The organism is Tardiphaga sp. 172_B4_N1_3, from assembly GCF_052076035.1.
In the GTDB taxonomy this organism is placed as follows: domain Bacteria; phylum Pseudomonadota; class Alphaproteobacteria; order Rhizobiales; family Xanthobacteraceae; genus Tardiphaga; species Tardiphaga robiniae.
In genome coordinates this window covers 2,722,694-2,737,345 of sequence record NZ_CP197238.1, presented here as the reverse complement: position 1 = coordinate 2,737,345, position 14,652 = coordinate 2,722,694, and the positions used below count along the sequence as shown (strand labels likewise).

The window sequence follows — 14,652 nt, the reverse complement described above, 5'->3', positions numbered from 1 at the left end:
GGTTCTCTCATGACTAAGCCATCGGCGCTCCCCACTTCCGTCGATGGCATGCTGGAATTGCTGACATCGCGCGGCTATCTCGCCGAGCGTTCGCTGGCGACAGTCACCTATCTCTCGCTGAAAATGGGCCGGCCGCTGTTTCTCGAAGGCGAGGCCGGCGTCGGCAAGACCGAGATCGCCAAGGTGCTGTCGGCCGCGCTTGGTCGCAAGCTCATCCGGCTGCAGTGCTACGAAGGCCTCGACGTGTCTTCCGCTGTCTATGAGTGGAACAGCGCATCGCAAATGATTGCGATCCGTCTGGCGGAAGCTGCCGGCGATACCGACCGCGATCAGCTGGCCAGCGACATCTTCGCCGAGCGCTACCTGATCAAGCGTCCGCTGCTGCAGGCGCTGGAGCCGGACGTCAACGGCGCGCCGGTGCTCCTGATCGACGAGCTCGATCGCGCGGACGAGGCGTTTGAAGCCTATCTTCTCGAAATCCTTAGCGACTTCCAGGTGACGATCCCCGAGCTCGGCACGGTCAAGGCGCCATCGCCGCCCATCGTCATCGTCACTTCGAACCGCACCCGCGAGATTCACGACGCGCTGAAGCGGCGCTGTCTGTATCACTGGGTCGACTATCCCAACGCCGAGCGCGAACTCGCAATCGTCAAGTCGCGGGTGCCGGGCATCTCCGCAAAGCTCTCGCAGCAGGTGGTGAGGTTCGTGCAGGCACTGCGCGACCAGGATTTCTACAAATCGCCGGGCGTCGCCGAGACTCTGGACTGGGCGACCGCGCTGACCGAACTCGACGCCCGCTCGCTGACGCCGCAGGTGGTGGGCGATACGCTGGGCGCGCTGTTGAAGTATCAGGACGACATCCAGCGCATGCAGGGCGATGCGCTGGCGAAGGTGATCAAGGAAGCGACGAGCGATTAACACTCGTCATTCCGGAGCGCGGGCGGCGATAGCCGAACGCGAACCCGGAATCCCGAAGTAGTTGAACACATCGAGGTTCCCCACCACTCCAATTGGAGTGGCTGAGGTTCGGTCGCGCAAGTGGCGCGCCCGCCCCGGAACGACGGAGTTAGGTTTGCCCATCGACCATCTCAATCCACCGACCGGCCAGATGGCAGACAATGTCATCGGCTTCGCGCGTGCGCTGCGCGCCGCCGGGCTGCCGGTCGGGCCGGGTGCGGTGATCGATGCGCTCAATGCCTTGCAGATGATCGAGATCGGCAAGCGCGCTGACGTGTTTACGACGTTGGAAGCAATCTTCGTCAAACGCCACGAGCACGCGTTGGTGTTTGCCCAGGCCTTCGATCTGTTCTTCCGTGCGGCCGACGAATGGAAGCAGATGCTGGATTCGGTGCCGCTGCCCGACGATGCCAAGCGCAAGCCGCCGCCGGCCTCGCGCCGCGTGCAGGAGGCGATGGCGCAGCCGGCGCAGGGCACAGAGCGAGAGGCGCCGCAGGAGCAGGAGATCAGGCTCTCGGTCTCCGACCGCGAAGTGCTGCAGAAGAAGGATTTTGCGCAGATGAGCGCAGCGGAGATCGCCGAGGTCACGCGCGCTATCGCCAATATGCGGCTGCCGCAAGCTGAACTGCGCACGCGCCGCACCCAGCCGGACAAGCACGGCGCGCGGCTCGATCTGCGGCGCACGCTGCGCGGCAGCTTGCGTACGGGCGGCGACATTATCGATATCCGCAGACTAGGCCTGATCGATAAGCCGGCGCCGATTGTCGCATTGCTCGATATCTCCGGCTCGATGAGTGAATATACCCGGCTGTTCCTGCACTTCCTTCATGCCATTACGGACGCCCGCAAGCGCGTCTCGGTTTTTCTGTTTGGCACAAGGCTGACCAATGTGACGCGGGCGCTGCGGTCGCGTGATCCCGACGAGGCGCTGGCCTCGTGCTCGGCCTCGGTAGAAGACTGGGCCGGCGGCACGCGCATTTCCGCGTCGCTGCACAACTTCAACAAGCTCTGGGGACGCCGCGTACTCGGCCAGGGCGCCATCGTGCTGCTAATTTCCGACGGTTTGGAGCGGGAGGCGGATTCCCAACTGGCCTTCGAGATGGACCGGCTGCATCGCTCCTGCCGGCGGCTGATCTGGCTCAACCCGCTATTGCGCTTCGACGGCTTCGAGCCGAAAGCGCAGGGCATCAAAATGATGCTCCCGCACGTTGACGAATTCCGCCCGGTGCATAATTTGAGTTCGATCGACGGACTGATTAAGGCGCTGTCATCGGCGCCCCCGGTCCATCACCGCAGCCTGATCCGGCCCGCAGCTTAAGAGAGGCTTCCATGCTCAATCGCGATGAAGACATCCTGCAGGCCGCGGAAGCGTGGCAGAAGGCCGGACACGGCGTGGCGCTGGCCACCGTGGTTGAGACCTGGGGTTCGGCGCCGCGTCCCGCAGGCTCGAATCTCGTCATCAATGACGACGGCACCTTCTTGGGCTCGGTCTCCGGCGGTTGCGTCGAAGGCGCCGTGGTCACCGAGGCGCTCGATGTGATTGCGAGTGGCGAGCCCAAATTGCTCGAATTCGGCGTGGCTGACGAGACCGCGTGGAATGTCGGCCTGTCCTGCGGCGGCACCATCCGCGTGTTCGTCGAGAAGGTGGGCCAGTCGTGAAAGCCGAGACACTTGCCACTCTGAACGCCGAGCGCGCCGCCCGGCGTCCTGTCATTTTGATCACCGATATATCCGATGGAACACAACGCCTGGTGAAGGCCGCCGATTTCGGCGCTGATCCCCTGCATGCGGAGCTGGAGAAGCAGCTCCGCATGGGCAAGAGCGCGATGGTCGAGGTGGACGGCAAGAAGCAGTTTCTCAACGTCTATGCGCCGACCGCGCGGCTCGTGATCATCGGCGCTGTCCATATCAGCCAGGCTTTGGCGCCGCTGGCGCGGTCGCTGGATTACGATGTGACGGTGGTCGATCCGCGCACGGCTTTTGCCAGTCCCGAGCGTTTTCCGGACGTGAAGCTGATCGCTGAATGGCCCGAAGAGGCGCTGCCGGGCCTCAACATCGATCACTACACAGCCTTCGTCGCCGTGACCCACGATCCGAAGATCGACGATCCCGCGCTGCTGCACGCGTTCGAGAAGAACTGCTTCTATATCGGCGCGCTCGGCTCGCGGAAAACCCACGCGAAGCGCGGCGACCGGCTGAAGGCACAGGGTGTCAGCGAGGCTGACTTCGCGCGGATCAAGGCGCCGATCGGTCTCAATATCGGTGCTGTTTCGCCATCGGAGATCGCGGTCTCGATCATGGCCGAGATCACCGCCGAATTGCGCATGCCCAAGACGATACCCGCCGAATTGTCCAAAGTGAGCAACCCATGAAGTTCGGTCCCGCCAGTCCGGCGGATGCACTTGGCGGCGTGACCGTCCATACGCTGCGTCAGGGTTCGCTCGTTCTCAAGAAGGGCACCACTATCGGTCCCGATGAAGTCGCCGCGCTGACCGGCGCCGGCGTCAAGGACGTGGTCGTCGTACGTCTCGAAGAGGGCGACGTGTCCGAGGACGTCGCAGCCGCCAGCATCGCGCAGGCAGTGGCGGGCGAGGGCGTCAATGTTGAGCGCGCCTTCACGGGCCGCGCCAATCTGTTTGCGGGGGCGCCGGGCGTGCTGGTCGTCGATCGCGCCATCGTCGATCGCATCAATGCGGTCGATGAAGCGATCACCTTTGCAACGCTGGCGGCCTACAAGCCGGTGGTCGAAGGCGAGATGATCGCGACCGTCAAGCTGATCCCGTTCGGCGTCGCCGGTACGCTGCGCGACGCGGCCGTCCAGGCTGCCTCGGGCGGCGCAATGAGAATCGCGGCTTACACGGTCAAGAAAGTCGGCATCGTCTCGACGCTGTTGCCGGGGCTGTCGCCGAAGGTGATCGACAAGACACTGCGTGTGACCGAAGAGCGCCTTGCGCCTGCTGGTGCGAAGATCATCGCCGAGCGCCGCGTGCCGCACGACGAGAAAGTGCTGGCGAAAACAATCAAGGAATTGCTCGGGCTCGGCGCCGAGCTAGTGATCGTGTTCGGCGCCTCGGCCATTGCCGACCGCCGTGACGTCATTCCGTCGGCGATCGAGCAAATCGGCGGCGCCATCGAGCATTTCGGCATGCCGGTCGATCCCGGCAATCTGCTGCTGATCGGCAGGGCCGGCAACGTGCCGGTGCTCGGCGCGCCGGGCTGTGCGCGCTCCCCAGTCGAGAACGGCTTCGATTGGGTGTTGATGCGGCTGCTGGCCGGCCTCAAGGTCACGCGTTCGGATCTCACAGGCATGGGCGTCGGCGGTTTGCTGATGGAAATCGTCACCCGACCACAGCCGCGCGTGCCCGTCGGCAGCGATGGCAACAGCAACGTCGCCGCCGTTATTCTGGCCGCCGGCCGTTCGACCCGGATGGGGGGGCCGAACAAGTTGCTCGCCGAACTCAACGGCAAGGCATTGGTCCGGATCGTCGCCGAACAGGCGATCGCATCGAAAGCGTCCAGCGTAACGGTGGTGACAGGTCATCAGGCGCCAGAGGTCGAGAAGGCGCTGGCCGGGCTCAAAGTCACGTTCGTCTACAACCCTGATTTTGCCGATGGCTTGGCCAGTTCGGTGAAAGCCGGCATCGCGGCAGTCCCGGCCGATGCCAATGGAGCCGTGGTCTGTCTCGGCGACATGCCGCTGATCGATGCCCGCTTGATCGACCGGTTGATCGAAGCCTTCGCGCCGGATCGCGGCAACCTCATCGTCGTCCCTGTAAGCGATGGCCGGCGCGGTAATCCCGTGTTGTGGTCTCGGCGCTTCTTCAACGAGTTGATGACGCTGGACGGCGATATCGGCGCGCGGCACCTGATCATGAAGCACGCCGAAGCCGTGGCCGACGTGGCGGTCGAAGGTCACGGCGCCTTCCTCGATATCGATACACCGCAGGCGCTGGAAGACGCGCGGAGCGGCTAACACATGGCGCATGCGGCGGGCCACCGCATTGCACTTTCGTTCACCAAGTTGAAACGCCCTTCCTTTAGCGTCTGCCTCGATCGACCTCGGGGGAGGGGAAATTGTCACTGTTTGTTGCCGCGCGTCGTCGCGCGATTCTCGCCGTTGCCTTGTTGATGAGCGTCGGTGCCATGGACGTGGCTTCGGCCGCTGGTGCCCTCGCCGTGGGCAAGTGCGGTGCCTATGGTCAGGCATTCGACTACCCGGCACAGGGGGCGGCGCTGGCGGCCGCTAAAAAGCAGTGCAAGGGCGAATGCACGACCGTAACGATGAACCGTGCCTGTGCAGCCTTCGCCGTGGATATGAAGAATCCCTGCGGCGCACACGGCTATGCCGTGGCGCCCCGTATTTCGAGTTCGCTGAACCAGGCGACCAAGAAATGCTATGACTACGGCGGTAAGGAATGTGTCATCCGCGCCTGGGCCTGCGACGCCAAGGGCTAGAGCTCCCCGACAAATATCTCGTTCAATGCGCCTGCGGCAGCTAGACTGCTGCAATGATTCAATTTTTCCGGACACTTCTGAAGTCTGCCGCCGACGCCGATCCGTCCGTTCGCGAATTTCGCAAGGCGCTGAGCCGCGAGATGCTGTTGACCGAACGGTTGCGGGTCAAGACGGTCATTGGCACCGTGGTGATCGTGACGCTGTCGCTGTCCATCGCCTATCTGCTGGCGCCGTCGAGCTTCGCGCGCATATCCAATGGCCAGTTCGATCTTAAATCGTCTTTTATGATCACGGGCCCGCTGCTGCTGTTCGAATTCTTCGTTCTTTACAAGATCAATCAGCGCATCGCCGCAGGGCAGGATATTGCGCAGGGGCGGCGCTATCTGAGCGCACTCATCGAGACCAGCATTCCAACGGCTGCACTGCATCTCCATATGGGCTGGATGGGGCCGGCGGCGGCGTTGGCATTTGCGGCGCCTTTGTCCTATTTCATCTTCATCATTCTATCCACGCTTCGGCTCGATTTCTGGCTGTCGACGTTTACCGGCTTTGTCGCGGCCGCCCAGATGCTCGCGCTGGCCATGCTGTATCATCCGGTGCAATTCGCCTCGGAGCCGGCACCGGATTTTGCGTTTCAGCTTATCCGCAGCGCCATGGTCCTGCTCTGCGGTATTCTTGCAGGCGCGGTCGGCTTGCAACTCCGTCGCCAGTTCGAGGCGAGCATCGCGGCAACTTCGGCGCGCGATCGTGTCACCAATCTGTTCGGTCAGCATGTCTCGCCGCAGGTTGTGGAGCAGTTGCTGGCGTCGGGAACGAGCTCTACGACCGAGATGCGTCAGGTCGCGGTGATGTTCGTCGATATCCGTAACTTTACCGCAGCGACCCGTGTGCATTCGCCCCGCGAGGTGGTGGATCGGCTCGACGAGACCTTTGCTCTATTGGTCGACGTGCTGGATCGACATTCCGGGATCGTGAACAAGTTTCTCGGTGACGGATTTCTCGCGCTGTTCGGAGCGCCCATTGAGGATCCGAATGCGGCGCATGGCGCCGTGCAGGCGGCACGCGAGATGCTCATAGCTGTCGAGAAAAGCAATCAGAACAGCGAATGGCCCCTGCGCATCGGCATAGGGCTTCATATTGGGGCCGTGATTGCCGGCAACGTTGGCTCCCCGCGCCGCAAGGAATACACCGTCATCGGCGATACCGTGAACTTCGCGGCCCGGCTTGAGGCGCTCAACAAACAGTTCGGCTCGCAACTGCTGATCTCTGCTTCCATACGCGATGCCTTGGGCGACACTTGCAGCGATGCGGAGCTGCTCGGCGATGTGCCGATCCGCGGCTATGATCTGCCGCAGGCTATCTGGCGCTTGGGCTGAGTGCTGCGTCAGTTCTCGAAGAATGGCGCGCGGGGCGGTCGCATGACCATGCCGAAGCGCGCATAGACTCCCTGGCGCTCGAAATTGTCTCGCACATGTCCCGCGGCGAATGACCATTCGTAGGGGCCGGTGCGCAAGCCAGTCAGATGGCCGCCGATCCGGGTCTGCTGGCTGAAATAGTCGTTCGACAGTGCGGCCTCCGGGCCGATCCAGAACAAATCGAACAGGCGCCAGCCGGCTGCAATGCGCGTGGTATAGCCAGTATCGATGGTCGTGCCCGAGATGGCATATTGCAGCATCAGCTCGCGTGTCGGCTCCCACCAGACATCCATCGTGCCCCGCGCGCCGAGCATCGCGCGAAGCCGGGAGCGGCGCTGATCGTGGTAAAAATAGTCGGCTTCCATATCGAGGCCAGCCAATAGCTGAACTTCCAGATTGCCGCTTCGGATGAGGTAGCCCGGCAGGATCGCCGCGCGGCTGATCTGGGTGTAGTCGGAGCGCGTGCCTGTCGTGTAGCGTTCGAGGTTTTCCGACAGAAAGAAACGCAGAATGAAACCGTCCTTGTTCAGGCCGGCAGGGGCCCATTGCAGGCCGCCATAGGCGCCGAGGCTCCAATGCGACGCATCGACACCGCCGAAATACATCAGGCGGTCCGGCATGCCCCCGGAGAGAAAATCGAAGGCGCGCCGTTTTTTGATACGCGTGTCGAACAGGGATGACCAGAAGCTCGATGAGCCGGATACCGGTTCGATCGTGGCGTCGATCTCACCGATATCCTGAGCCGAGGCCATGCCGCAGGAATATGCGGCCGCCGCAACGCATAAAGCGCGTAACGCCAGTCCCCAACGCATCGAGCCCCCACCCAACGCAACAGAAACACAACACAATAATACAACTTAAGGTAGATTATCTTGGGGATAAGCCTACGTCCAGTGTGGATAAGTAATAATCTGAAAAAAACTGCTGTGAGATCGTCGCGCGGCTTCAAAGCTGCGACGGCAGCAGGTTCTGGACCTTGGCACCTTCGCGCTCCTCGATGATCTCGGCGATCCAGCGCCGATGACAGTGCTCGTGGTCGCGCTCGTAGCAGAGGATGCAGACCGGTCCGGACTTCGTCACCAGCGCCGCCAGCTCATCCATCGCCTCGCGTGCCTGCGGTGTCTTGAGATGAGCCATATAGATCTTCTCGAGCGCTGCGAGCTTGCCGCTACGTGCGGCTTCGCGGCCGTCCTTGGGCGTGCCCAGTCCGCGCAGATGGATGTAGCCGATGCCGCGCTCGTCGAGGCCGGCAGCGAGCTGATTCTTGGAGAAGCCCGGTCGCCGCGATGCGGCGACGGCACGCACATCGACCAGCAGCTTGACGCCGGCATTTTGCAGTTCATCGAGCACGGCTTTCGCTGGCGTCTGCTCGTAACCGACGGTGAAGAGGCGAGGTATCTTGCGGGCCATGTGAGCCCCCCGTGATCGACAGATGATTGGCACAATGTCGCGGCCAGCCGCGAGGCGTTGCTCCCATTTGCAACATGGCACATAGTCAACTCAACAAACTCCGCCAGTTCAATGGCCGATATTACCGGGGGAATGATGGCTCGCATGGTTGGTGCGTTAGGCGTAATCGCGCTCGCGCTTGTGTCGTTTCAGTCCACATCTCTGGCGCAAGGCGCATATCCGGATCGTCCGGTCAGAATTATCGTGCCGATCGCGCCCGGCGGCAGCTACGATCTGGTCGGGCGGCATCTCGCCGATGCGCTGGCGAAGCGAACGGGGCAGGCGTTCTTTGTCGAGAACAAGCCAGGAGCGGGCACCGTCGTGGGCACGCAGGCTGCGGCCCAGAGCGAGGCCGACGGCTATACGCTGATGGTCGGCGGCCTTTCCAACATGGCCTTCAACTCCGCACTTTACGCCAAGCTCGCCTATGACCCGTTGAAGGATTTCGTGCCGGTCGCGCTGGTCTACAAGTTTGGCTACATCATGGTCGGCCGCAAGGATCTGCCGCAGCAGACGCCGAAGGAGATCGTCGCGGCCGCATTGGACAAGCCGGGGTCGATCACTGTGGCGACGGCCGGCGTCGGGACCGGCCAGCAATTGGTGGCCGCGGCCTTCATGAAGTCTGCCGGCGTCAAGCTGCAGGAGGTGCCTTACAGGGGATCTCCGCCTGCTTTTGCCGATCTGCTGGCGGGCCGTATCGATCTGTTCTTCGATTCGATTGCTGCCGGGCTGCCTTATGTGCAGACGGGGCAGGTGCGGGGCATCGCGGTCCTGTCGTCGAAGCGGAGTCCGCTGGCGCCCGATGTTCCGACCATGGCGGAAGCGGGCGTGCCCGGCCTCGATGTGGATTCATGGCTGGGCATTTTCGTGCCGGCCAAAACGCCGCCTGCAGTGATCGCAAAGCTCCGTCAGGACATTCGGGCGGTGTTGCCCGATCTGAAGGAGCGGTTCGAGAAGAGCGGCGGTGAGCCCTGGGATATGCCCGACGACAAGCTCGACGGCTTCATCGCATCAGAACACGCGACTTGGACAAAACTGATCCGCGAGGCTGGCATCAAGCTCGATTGAGCAACGCGCGTGGGTGCTACGTCACCCGCTCGATCAACGCCATGGCACCGTGTGGTGCGCGTACCTTGGCCTCGTGGATGACATAGGCGAACACGTCGCGTGGCTGTTTCTTGATCTTGGCGTCGTCGACGCGCGGCAGGTCGGTTGGCTCGCCGCCGCCGGCCCAGGTCTCGAAACGTTTGGCCCAGGCATCCAGCGCCTTCGGTGTATAGGCAGTCTTGATGCTGTCCTCACCCTTCTGCAAACGCAGATAGACGAAGTCGCCGGTGACATCGGCAATGGCCGGGTAGGTGGCGTGTTCGGAGAATACCACGGGGATCTTGAACTGTCGTAGCAGCGCAATGAAGGCCGGCACGCAGAAACTGTCGTGGCGGACCTCGACCACATGGCGCAGCTTGCGCCCACCGAGCTCTGTCGGCAACAATTCGAGAAACTTCCCGAAATCGGCTTCGTCGAATTTCTTGGTCGGCGCGAATTGCCACAGAACGGGGCCGAGCTTGCCGCCGAGTTCAAGCACGCCGGAATCGTAGAACCGGCTCACGCTCTCGCCGGCTTCGGCGAGCACCCGGCGATTGGTTGCGAAGCGGGGGCCCTTGAGCGAGAATACGAAATCTTCCGGCACCTCGCGCGCCCATTTGCGAAAGCTCTCCGGCTTCTGCGAGCCGTAGAAGGTCCCGTTGATCTCGATCGAGGTCAGCTTGGACGCGGCATAGCTGAGCTCCTTCGCTTGCGTGAGCTTCTCCGGATAGAACACCCCGCGCCACGGCGCGAAAGTCCAACCGCCGATGCCGATACGGATTTGTCCGGATTTCGCAACCATTGTGAGGCCGATCCTTTCAGTATTCGCCGTGTTACTCAGTGCCGCGCCGGCAGCACCGGCTTGGTTACGCCCTCCACGCCGGTCAGCACCAGCATCGTCAGCAGTGCATTTTGCGGCCCGATATAAGCGTCGACGGGCTTGTACCATTCATTGCGCGAATGCCAGTTGCCGCCCTGGCCGCCGCCGCCGATGGTCACCGCAGGGATGCCGAGCGACATCGCGAGATTGGAGTCCGTGCTAGAGCCGGCAAAGGTGACATGGGGCGCGCGGGTCAGCGCGGTCACGGCACGCGCGGTCGCCTGCACGAGGGGAGAGTCTTCTGCGACAACGCCCGCCGGGCGGTCGCCAATCAGTTTGATCTCGACAGTGATCTTGTCCGATCCCCAGCGTTTGTTTTCTTCACCCACTGCGTCCTTCACCTGATCGAGAAGCCTCGCTTCGAGTTTCAACAGTTCTTCGGTCGAATTCGATCGCATGTCGATCGTCATGCGTGCTTCCGCTGCGATGGCGTTGACGGATGTGCCGCCACTTACCGTTCCGACCGTGAAGGTGGTTTTCGGATCTGCGGGAGTCTGCAGCTCCGAGATTTTCGCGATTGCGCGACCCAGCGCATGGGTCGCGCTCGGCAGGCCGAATTCCTGAAAACTGTGACCGCCCGGACCCTTGAAGATCATCTCGTAGCGGTGGCTTCCCGTTCCCTGGTTGACGATGCGCGTGACGCCGAGTCCGTCGATCGAGATGAAACCGTCGATATCCTTGTTGTCGCGAAACAGGGCTTTGACGCCGCGCAGATTGCCCAGCTCTTCTTCGCCGACGCTGGCGACGAACATGACGTCCCCGACCGTCGCAATCTGCTGCGTGTTGAGGGTCTGCATCAAAGACAGCAGGGCCGCGAGCCCACGGGCATCATCACCGATCCCCGGCGCCAGATAGACGCCGTCCTTTTCCTTCACCGTGACGTCGGTCCCCTCGGGAAAGACAGTGTCCTGATGTGCGGAGATGACCAGCTTCGGCGTTCCGGCGGTGCCCTTGCGCCGGGCGATCACATTGCCCTCGGCGTCGATCACGGCGTCTTTGAAGCCCAGTTCCTGAAACCGTGACAGAATGTAGTTGCCGCGCAGGTTCTCCTTGAACGGAGGCGCGGGAATTTCGGTGATCCGGATCTGCTCTTTCAGGGTGTGGGCATCGTCGGCCTTGATGGCATCGAGCGCAGCCGTGACGCGCGAATCGGACAGCAGCGTCGTCGTGACGGTATCAATTGTCTGCGCGGTGACATGGCTGGCGCCGAAGGATGCCAGCGTCAGCGATGCAGCGAATAGGCATGGTCCGAGCGAGCGTCGCATGGCGCCTCCGATTATCATGCGCGGAGACGATTGTGGTCGCGGTTCAGGCGGGGCTTCCGCCTCAGAAAACCGCGCGAACGCGCCGCTGTTGACCGGGGCAAGGTAGCGGGCACGGGCAAGACTGGCTATAGCTCGCCAGCAACAGAATGGTGCCAGGGTGCGGTGTTTGCGGCCGGAATGTGGCGTTGAACGCAGTCCTGGGACACCCCTTGCGGAATGTCTCCAGCGTCCCTATTTTGTTTCCAACGGCGACGATGATGCTTCATAGCTCCGGCGCTGGAACGACCTTGAATAGCTCGGTGCGCCGGATGTACGTGCGCCTGTTGTTCGGGGTCGTTAGCATTTTTGAGCCACTTTTGGCCGTTTCCCCTCTGATGGCTTGTTCCGGCACCTGTTAAGCCCCGCCGTTCCCTGTCCGCCTTGGCATGGTCCGGCGCGGCAGATATATGCTGGCGCCATGAACGAAGCCATCAGACCGGGGCCCGGACAGATATTGCAGGCGGGCGCTCCGCTGCAGCTGTCCGTTGTCGTCCCCACTTTCAACGAGCGCGGCAATGTCGCCACCCTGGTGCAGCGGTTGGACGCGGCGCTGGTCGGCATTTCCTGGGAAGTCATTTTCGTCGACGACAATTCGCCGGACGGCACGGCCGACGCGGTACGTGAGCTGGCGCGGGGTGACTCGCGTGTCCGCTGCATCCGCCGCATCGGCCGGCGCGGCCTGTCAGGCGCCTGTATCGAGGGCATGCTGGCGTCCAGCGCGCCCTGCGCGGCGGTGATCGACGGCGACTTGCAACACGATGAGACCCAGCTCGGCAAGATGCTCGGTCTGATCGAAAGTGGCGCTGCCGAACTGGTGATCGGCAGCCGCTATATCGAGGGCGGCAGTGCCGACAGTTTCAACCAGCAGCGCCTCGGCGCCAGTAGATTCGCCACTGCTGTCGCGCAACGCGTATTGCGCGTGAAGATCGCGGATCCGATGAGCGGCTTCTTCATGATCCGCCGCGATCGTTTTGAACAACTGGCGCCGAAACTCTCAACGCAGGGCTTCAAGATCCTGCTCGATGTCGTCGCGACGGCAGAAGGCGATCTGCGCGTTATCGAGGTGCCCTACACATTCGGCTCGCGGCTGCATGGTGAAAGCAAGCTCGATTCCATGGTGGCGCTCGACTTCCTGGGCCTGGTGCTGGCGAAGCTGACCAACGATACCGTGTCGCTGCGCTTCCTGCTGTTCGCGCTGGTCGGCTCGATCGGCCTGTTCGTGCATTTCGCCGTGTTGTTCGTCACGCTGGAAGTTTTCGATCCGCCATTCGCGGAGGCGCAGGCCATTGCGGCGTTTTGCGCGATGACCGGCAACTTCCTGCTCAACAATTTCCTGACCTATCGCGACCAGCGTTTGAAAGGTTTCGGCATCCTGCGTGGTCTGGCGATCTTCTACGTGGTCTGCAGCGTGGGTCTGCTCGCCAATGTCGGCGTGGCTTGGTCGGTCTTCGACCAGGAGCCGATCTGGTGGCTGGCGGGTGCTTCCGGCGCGCTGATGGGCGTGGTCTGGAACTACGCGATGTCGGGCCTCTTCGTGTGGCGGAAACGGTGATCGCTGGATGACCGCGCAGGAACTGCGGCTGGTTCGCGGCACCGCGGCCGTGGTCGTCGGTCTGGTGCTGCTGCGGCTGGCGGCGGCCGCATGGACGCCGCTGACCTTCGATGAAGCCTATTACTGGATGTGGTCGAAACATCTGGCTGGTGGCTATTACGACCACCCGCCGATGGTCGCAGTCGTGATCCGGCTCGGCACGATGATCGCGGGCGATACCGCCTTAGGTGTAAGGCTTGTCTCGGTGCTGCTGGCGCTGCCGATGAGCTGGGCGGTGTATCGCACGGCCGAACTGCTGTTCGGCGGTCAGCGGATCGCGACGACGGCGGTGATCCTGCTCAATGCGACGATGATCACGTCGGTCGGGTTGATGATCGTCACGCCGGACGCGCCGGTGCTGGTCGCCTCGAGTTTCGTGTTGTTGGCGCTGGCCCAGGTGCTGGCCACCGGGCAGGGCGCGTGGTGGCTCGCGGTGGGCGTGGCCGTCGGCGTAGCGCTACTGTCGAAATATACCGCGCTGTTTTTCGGGCCGGCGATCCTGATCTGGCTCATTGCCGTACCGAAGATGCGGCGTTGGCTGATCTCGCCATGGCCCTATCTCGGCGGCCTCGTCGCACTGGCGGTGTTCTCGCCGGTGCTGTTCTGGAATGCCGAACATGGCTGGGTGTCCTTCATCAAGCAACTCGGACGCGCCCGGATTGATCACTTCAATCCGGCCTTCATCGCTGAACTGATTCCGACCCAATTCGCCTTCGCGACACCGCTGGTATTCATTCTCGGCGTGATGGGCCTCTATGCCCTGGCCGTCCGCAGGCCCGGAGCGTGGCCGGCGCGGGTGCTGCTGAATGCGATGTTCTGGGTCATCGTGCTGTATTTCGGCTGGCATGCGCTGCACAGCCGCGTCGAAGCCAACTGGTTCGCGCCAGTCTATCCGACGCTGGCCATCATTGCTGCCGTGGCGGCAACCATCGTGCAATGGAAGCCGCGCGAGCAGCGCACGGTGGATTTCTGCCTGCGCTGGGCGGGGCCGACTGGCGTCGTCATGTTCACAGCACTGGTGGTGCAGGCCAATACGGGTCTGCTATCCGGCTACAAGCGTGACGCGACAGTACGCAGCATCGGCGTGGGGTTCGTCGAACTGGCGGCCGATGTCGAGGCGGTTCGCGCCCGTGTCGGGGCCACATGCGTGGTGGCGCCCGATTACGGCACCACGGGATGGCTGACCTTCTATCTGCCGAAGGGGACCTGTGTCTTCCAGCGCACCCAGCGCATTCGCTGGGTGAACATGCCGGAGCCGAGTGCCGAGCAGCTGTCCGGCAAGCTGTTGCTGGTGGGTGAGCAAAATGCTGCGGCCAATCCGGAATGGCGGGCGGCTTTTGCGAATATCGAGAAAGTGGCTGACCTCAAACGCAAACGTGGCCCGCTGGTCGTGGAGAATGTCGAGCTGAATCTGCTGGAAGGCGCGAAAGGCGATGTACTGGACCGTTCGCCGCCACCCGAGATGTTACCGCGCTAGGAGGCGCGACCACCATGCGCTTGATAGCGCGATGGTGG

At 62.6% G+C, this 14,652-nt stretch carries 14 protein-coding genes; 10 read left to right on the top strand and 4 right to left on the bottom strand.

Features of this window, described 5'->3' with window-relative positions:
- The first annotated feature begins 9 nt into the window (after positions 1-9).
- From AB7783_RS13065 to AB7783_RS13035, 7 genes are all read left to right on the top strand, one after another.
- Entirely contained in the window at positions 10-918 is a 909-nt protein-coding gene (locus AB7783_RS13065) for an AAA family ATPase (RefSeq protein WP_175365819.1), read from the top strand.
- Between the two features lie 190 nt (positions 919-1,108).
- Positions 1,109-2,275 (top strand): vWA domain-containing protein, encoded by a 1,167-nt coding sequence (locus AB7783_RS13060; protein ID WP_175365834.1) that lies wholly within the window; start codon positions 1,109-1,111, stop codon positions 2,273-2,275.
- An 11-nt stretch (positions 2,276-2,286) separates the two neighbouring features.
- Positions 2,287-2,616 carry an XdhC family protein gene (locus AB7783_RS13055; RefSeq protein WP_068736040.1) on the top strand — a complete coding sequence of 110 codons (330 nt, stop codon included), beginning with the start codon at positions 2,287-2,289 and terminating at the stop codon, positions 2,614-2,616.
- Positions 2,613-3,329, top strand: a complete 717-nt coding sequence (locus AB7783_RS13050) for an XdhC family protein (protein WP_120292711.1) — start codon at positions 2,613-2,615, stop codon at positions 3,327-3,329. Before AB7783_RS13055 ends, AB7783_RS13050 begins: the two co-directional genes overlap by 4 nt.
- Positions 3,326-4,930 (top strand): NTP transferase domain-containing protein, encoded by a 1,605-nt coding sequence (locus tag AB7783_RS13045; protein ID WP_441277861.1) that lies wholly within the window; start codon positions 3,326-3,328, stop codon positions 4,928-4,930. The genes AB7783_RS13050 and AB7783_RS13045 overlap by 4 nt, the downstream gene beginning before the upstream one ends.
- Positions 4,931-5,085: 155 nt before the next feature.
- Positions 5,086-5,412, top strand: coding sequence for a DUF4189 domain-containing protein (locus AB7783_RS13040; protein WP_315844185.1), 327 nt, complete (start codon positions 5,086-5,088; stop codon positions 5,410-5,412).
- Between the two features lie 53 nt (positions 5,413-5,465).
- Entirely contained in the window at positions 5,466-6,788 is a 1,323-nt protein-coding gene (locus tag AB7783_RS13035; RefSeq protein ID WP_441277860.1) for an adenylate/guanylate cyclase domain-containing protein, read from the top strand.
- 8 nt (positions 6,789-6,796) lie between these two features.
- On the opposite strand, the gene bcsS is transcribed toward AB7783_RS13035, so the two are convergent.
- Together bcsS and AB7783_RS13025 are read right to left on the bottom strand one after the other, a co-directional pair.
- Positions 6,797-7,579 carry a cellulose biosynthesis protein BcsS gene (bcsS, locus tag AB7783_RS13030; protein WP_441277859.1) on the bottom strand — a complete coding sequence of 261 codons (783 nt, stop codon included), beginning with the start codon at positions 7,577-7,579 and terminating at the stop codon, positions 6,797-6,799.
- A gap of 193 nt (positions 7,580-7,772) precedes the next feature.
- On the bottom strand, positions 7,773-8,237 hold the full coding sequence (locus AB7783_RS13025) for a DUF488 domain-containing protein (protein ID WP_439064349.1): 465 nt from the start codon (positions 8,235-8,237) through the stop codon (positions 7,773-7,775).
- A 144-nt stretch (positions 8,238-8,381) separates the two neighbouring features.
- On the opposite strand from AB7783_RS13025, the gene AB7783_RS13020 reads away from it, so the two are divergent.
- Positions 8,382-9,344 (top strand): Bug family tripartite tricarboxylate transporter substrate binding protein, encoded by a 963-nt coding sequence (locus AB7783_RS13020; protein WP_175365811.1) that lies wholly within the window; start codon positions 8,382-8,384, stop codon positions 9,342-9,344.
- 16 nt (positions 9,345-9,360) lie between these two features.
- On the opposite strand, the gene AB7783_RS13015 is transcribed toward AB7783_RS13020, so the two are convergent.
- Together AB7783_RS13015 and AB7783_RS13010 are read right to left on the bottom strand one after the other, a co-directional pair.
- On the bottom strand, positions 9,361-10,164 hold the full coding sequence (locus AB7783_RS13015) for a DUF72 domain-containing protein (protein ID WP_441277858.1): 804 nt from the start codon (positions 10,162-10,164) through the stop codon (positions 9,361-9,363).
- A 35-nt stretch (positions 10,165-10,199) separates the two neighbouring features.
- Complete coding sequence (locus tag AB7783_RS13010; RefSeq protein WP_439059049.1) at positions 10,200-11,507, bottom strand: M20/M25/M40 family metallo-hydrolase; 1,308 nt, start codon at positions 11,505-11,507, stop codon at positions 10,200-10,202.
- A 457-nt stretch (positions 11,508-11,964) separates the two neighbouring features.
- Between AB7783_RS13010 and AB7783_RS13005 the strand changes: the two genes are divergently transcribed.
- Both AB7783_RS13005 and AB7783_RS13000 read left to right on the top strand, forming a co-directional pair.
- On the top strand, positions 11,965-13,098 hold the full coding sequence (locus AB7783_RS13005) for a glycosyltransferase (protein ID WP_441277857.1): 1,134 nt from the start codon (positions 11,965-11,967) through the stop codon (positions 13,096-13,098).
- 7 nt (positions 13,099-13,105) lie between these two features.
- Positions 13,106-14,614, top strand: a complete 1,509-nt coding sequence (locus AB7783_RS13000; RefSeq protein ID WP_441277856.1) for a glycosyltransferase family 39 protein — start codon at positions 13,106-13,108, stop codon at positions 14,612-14,614.
- The last annotated feature ends 38 nt before the right edge of the window (positions 14,615-14,652 follow it).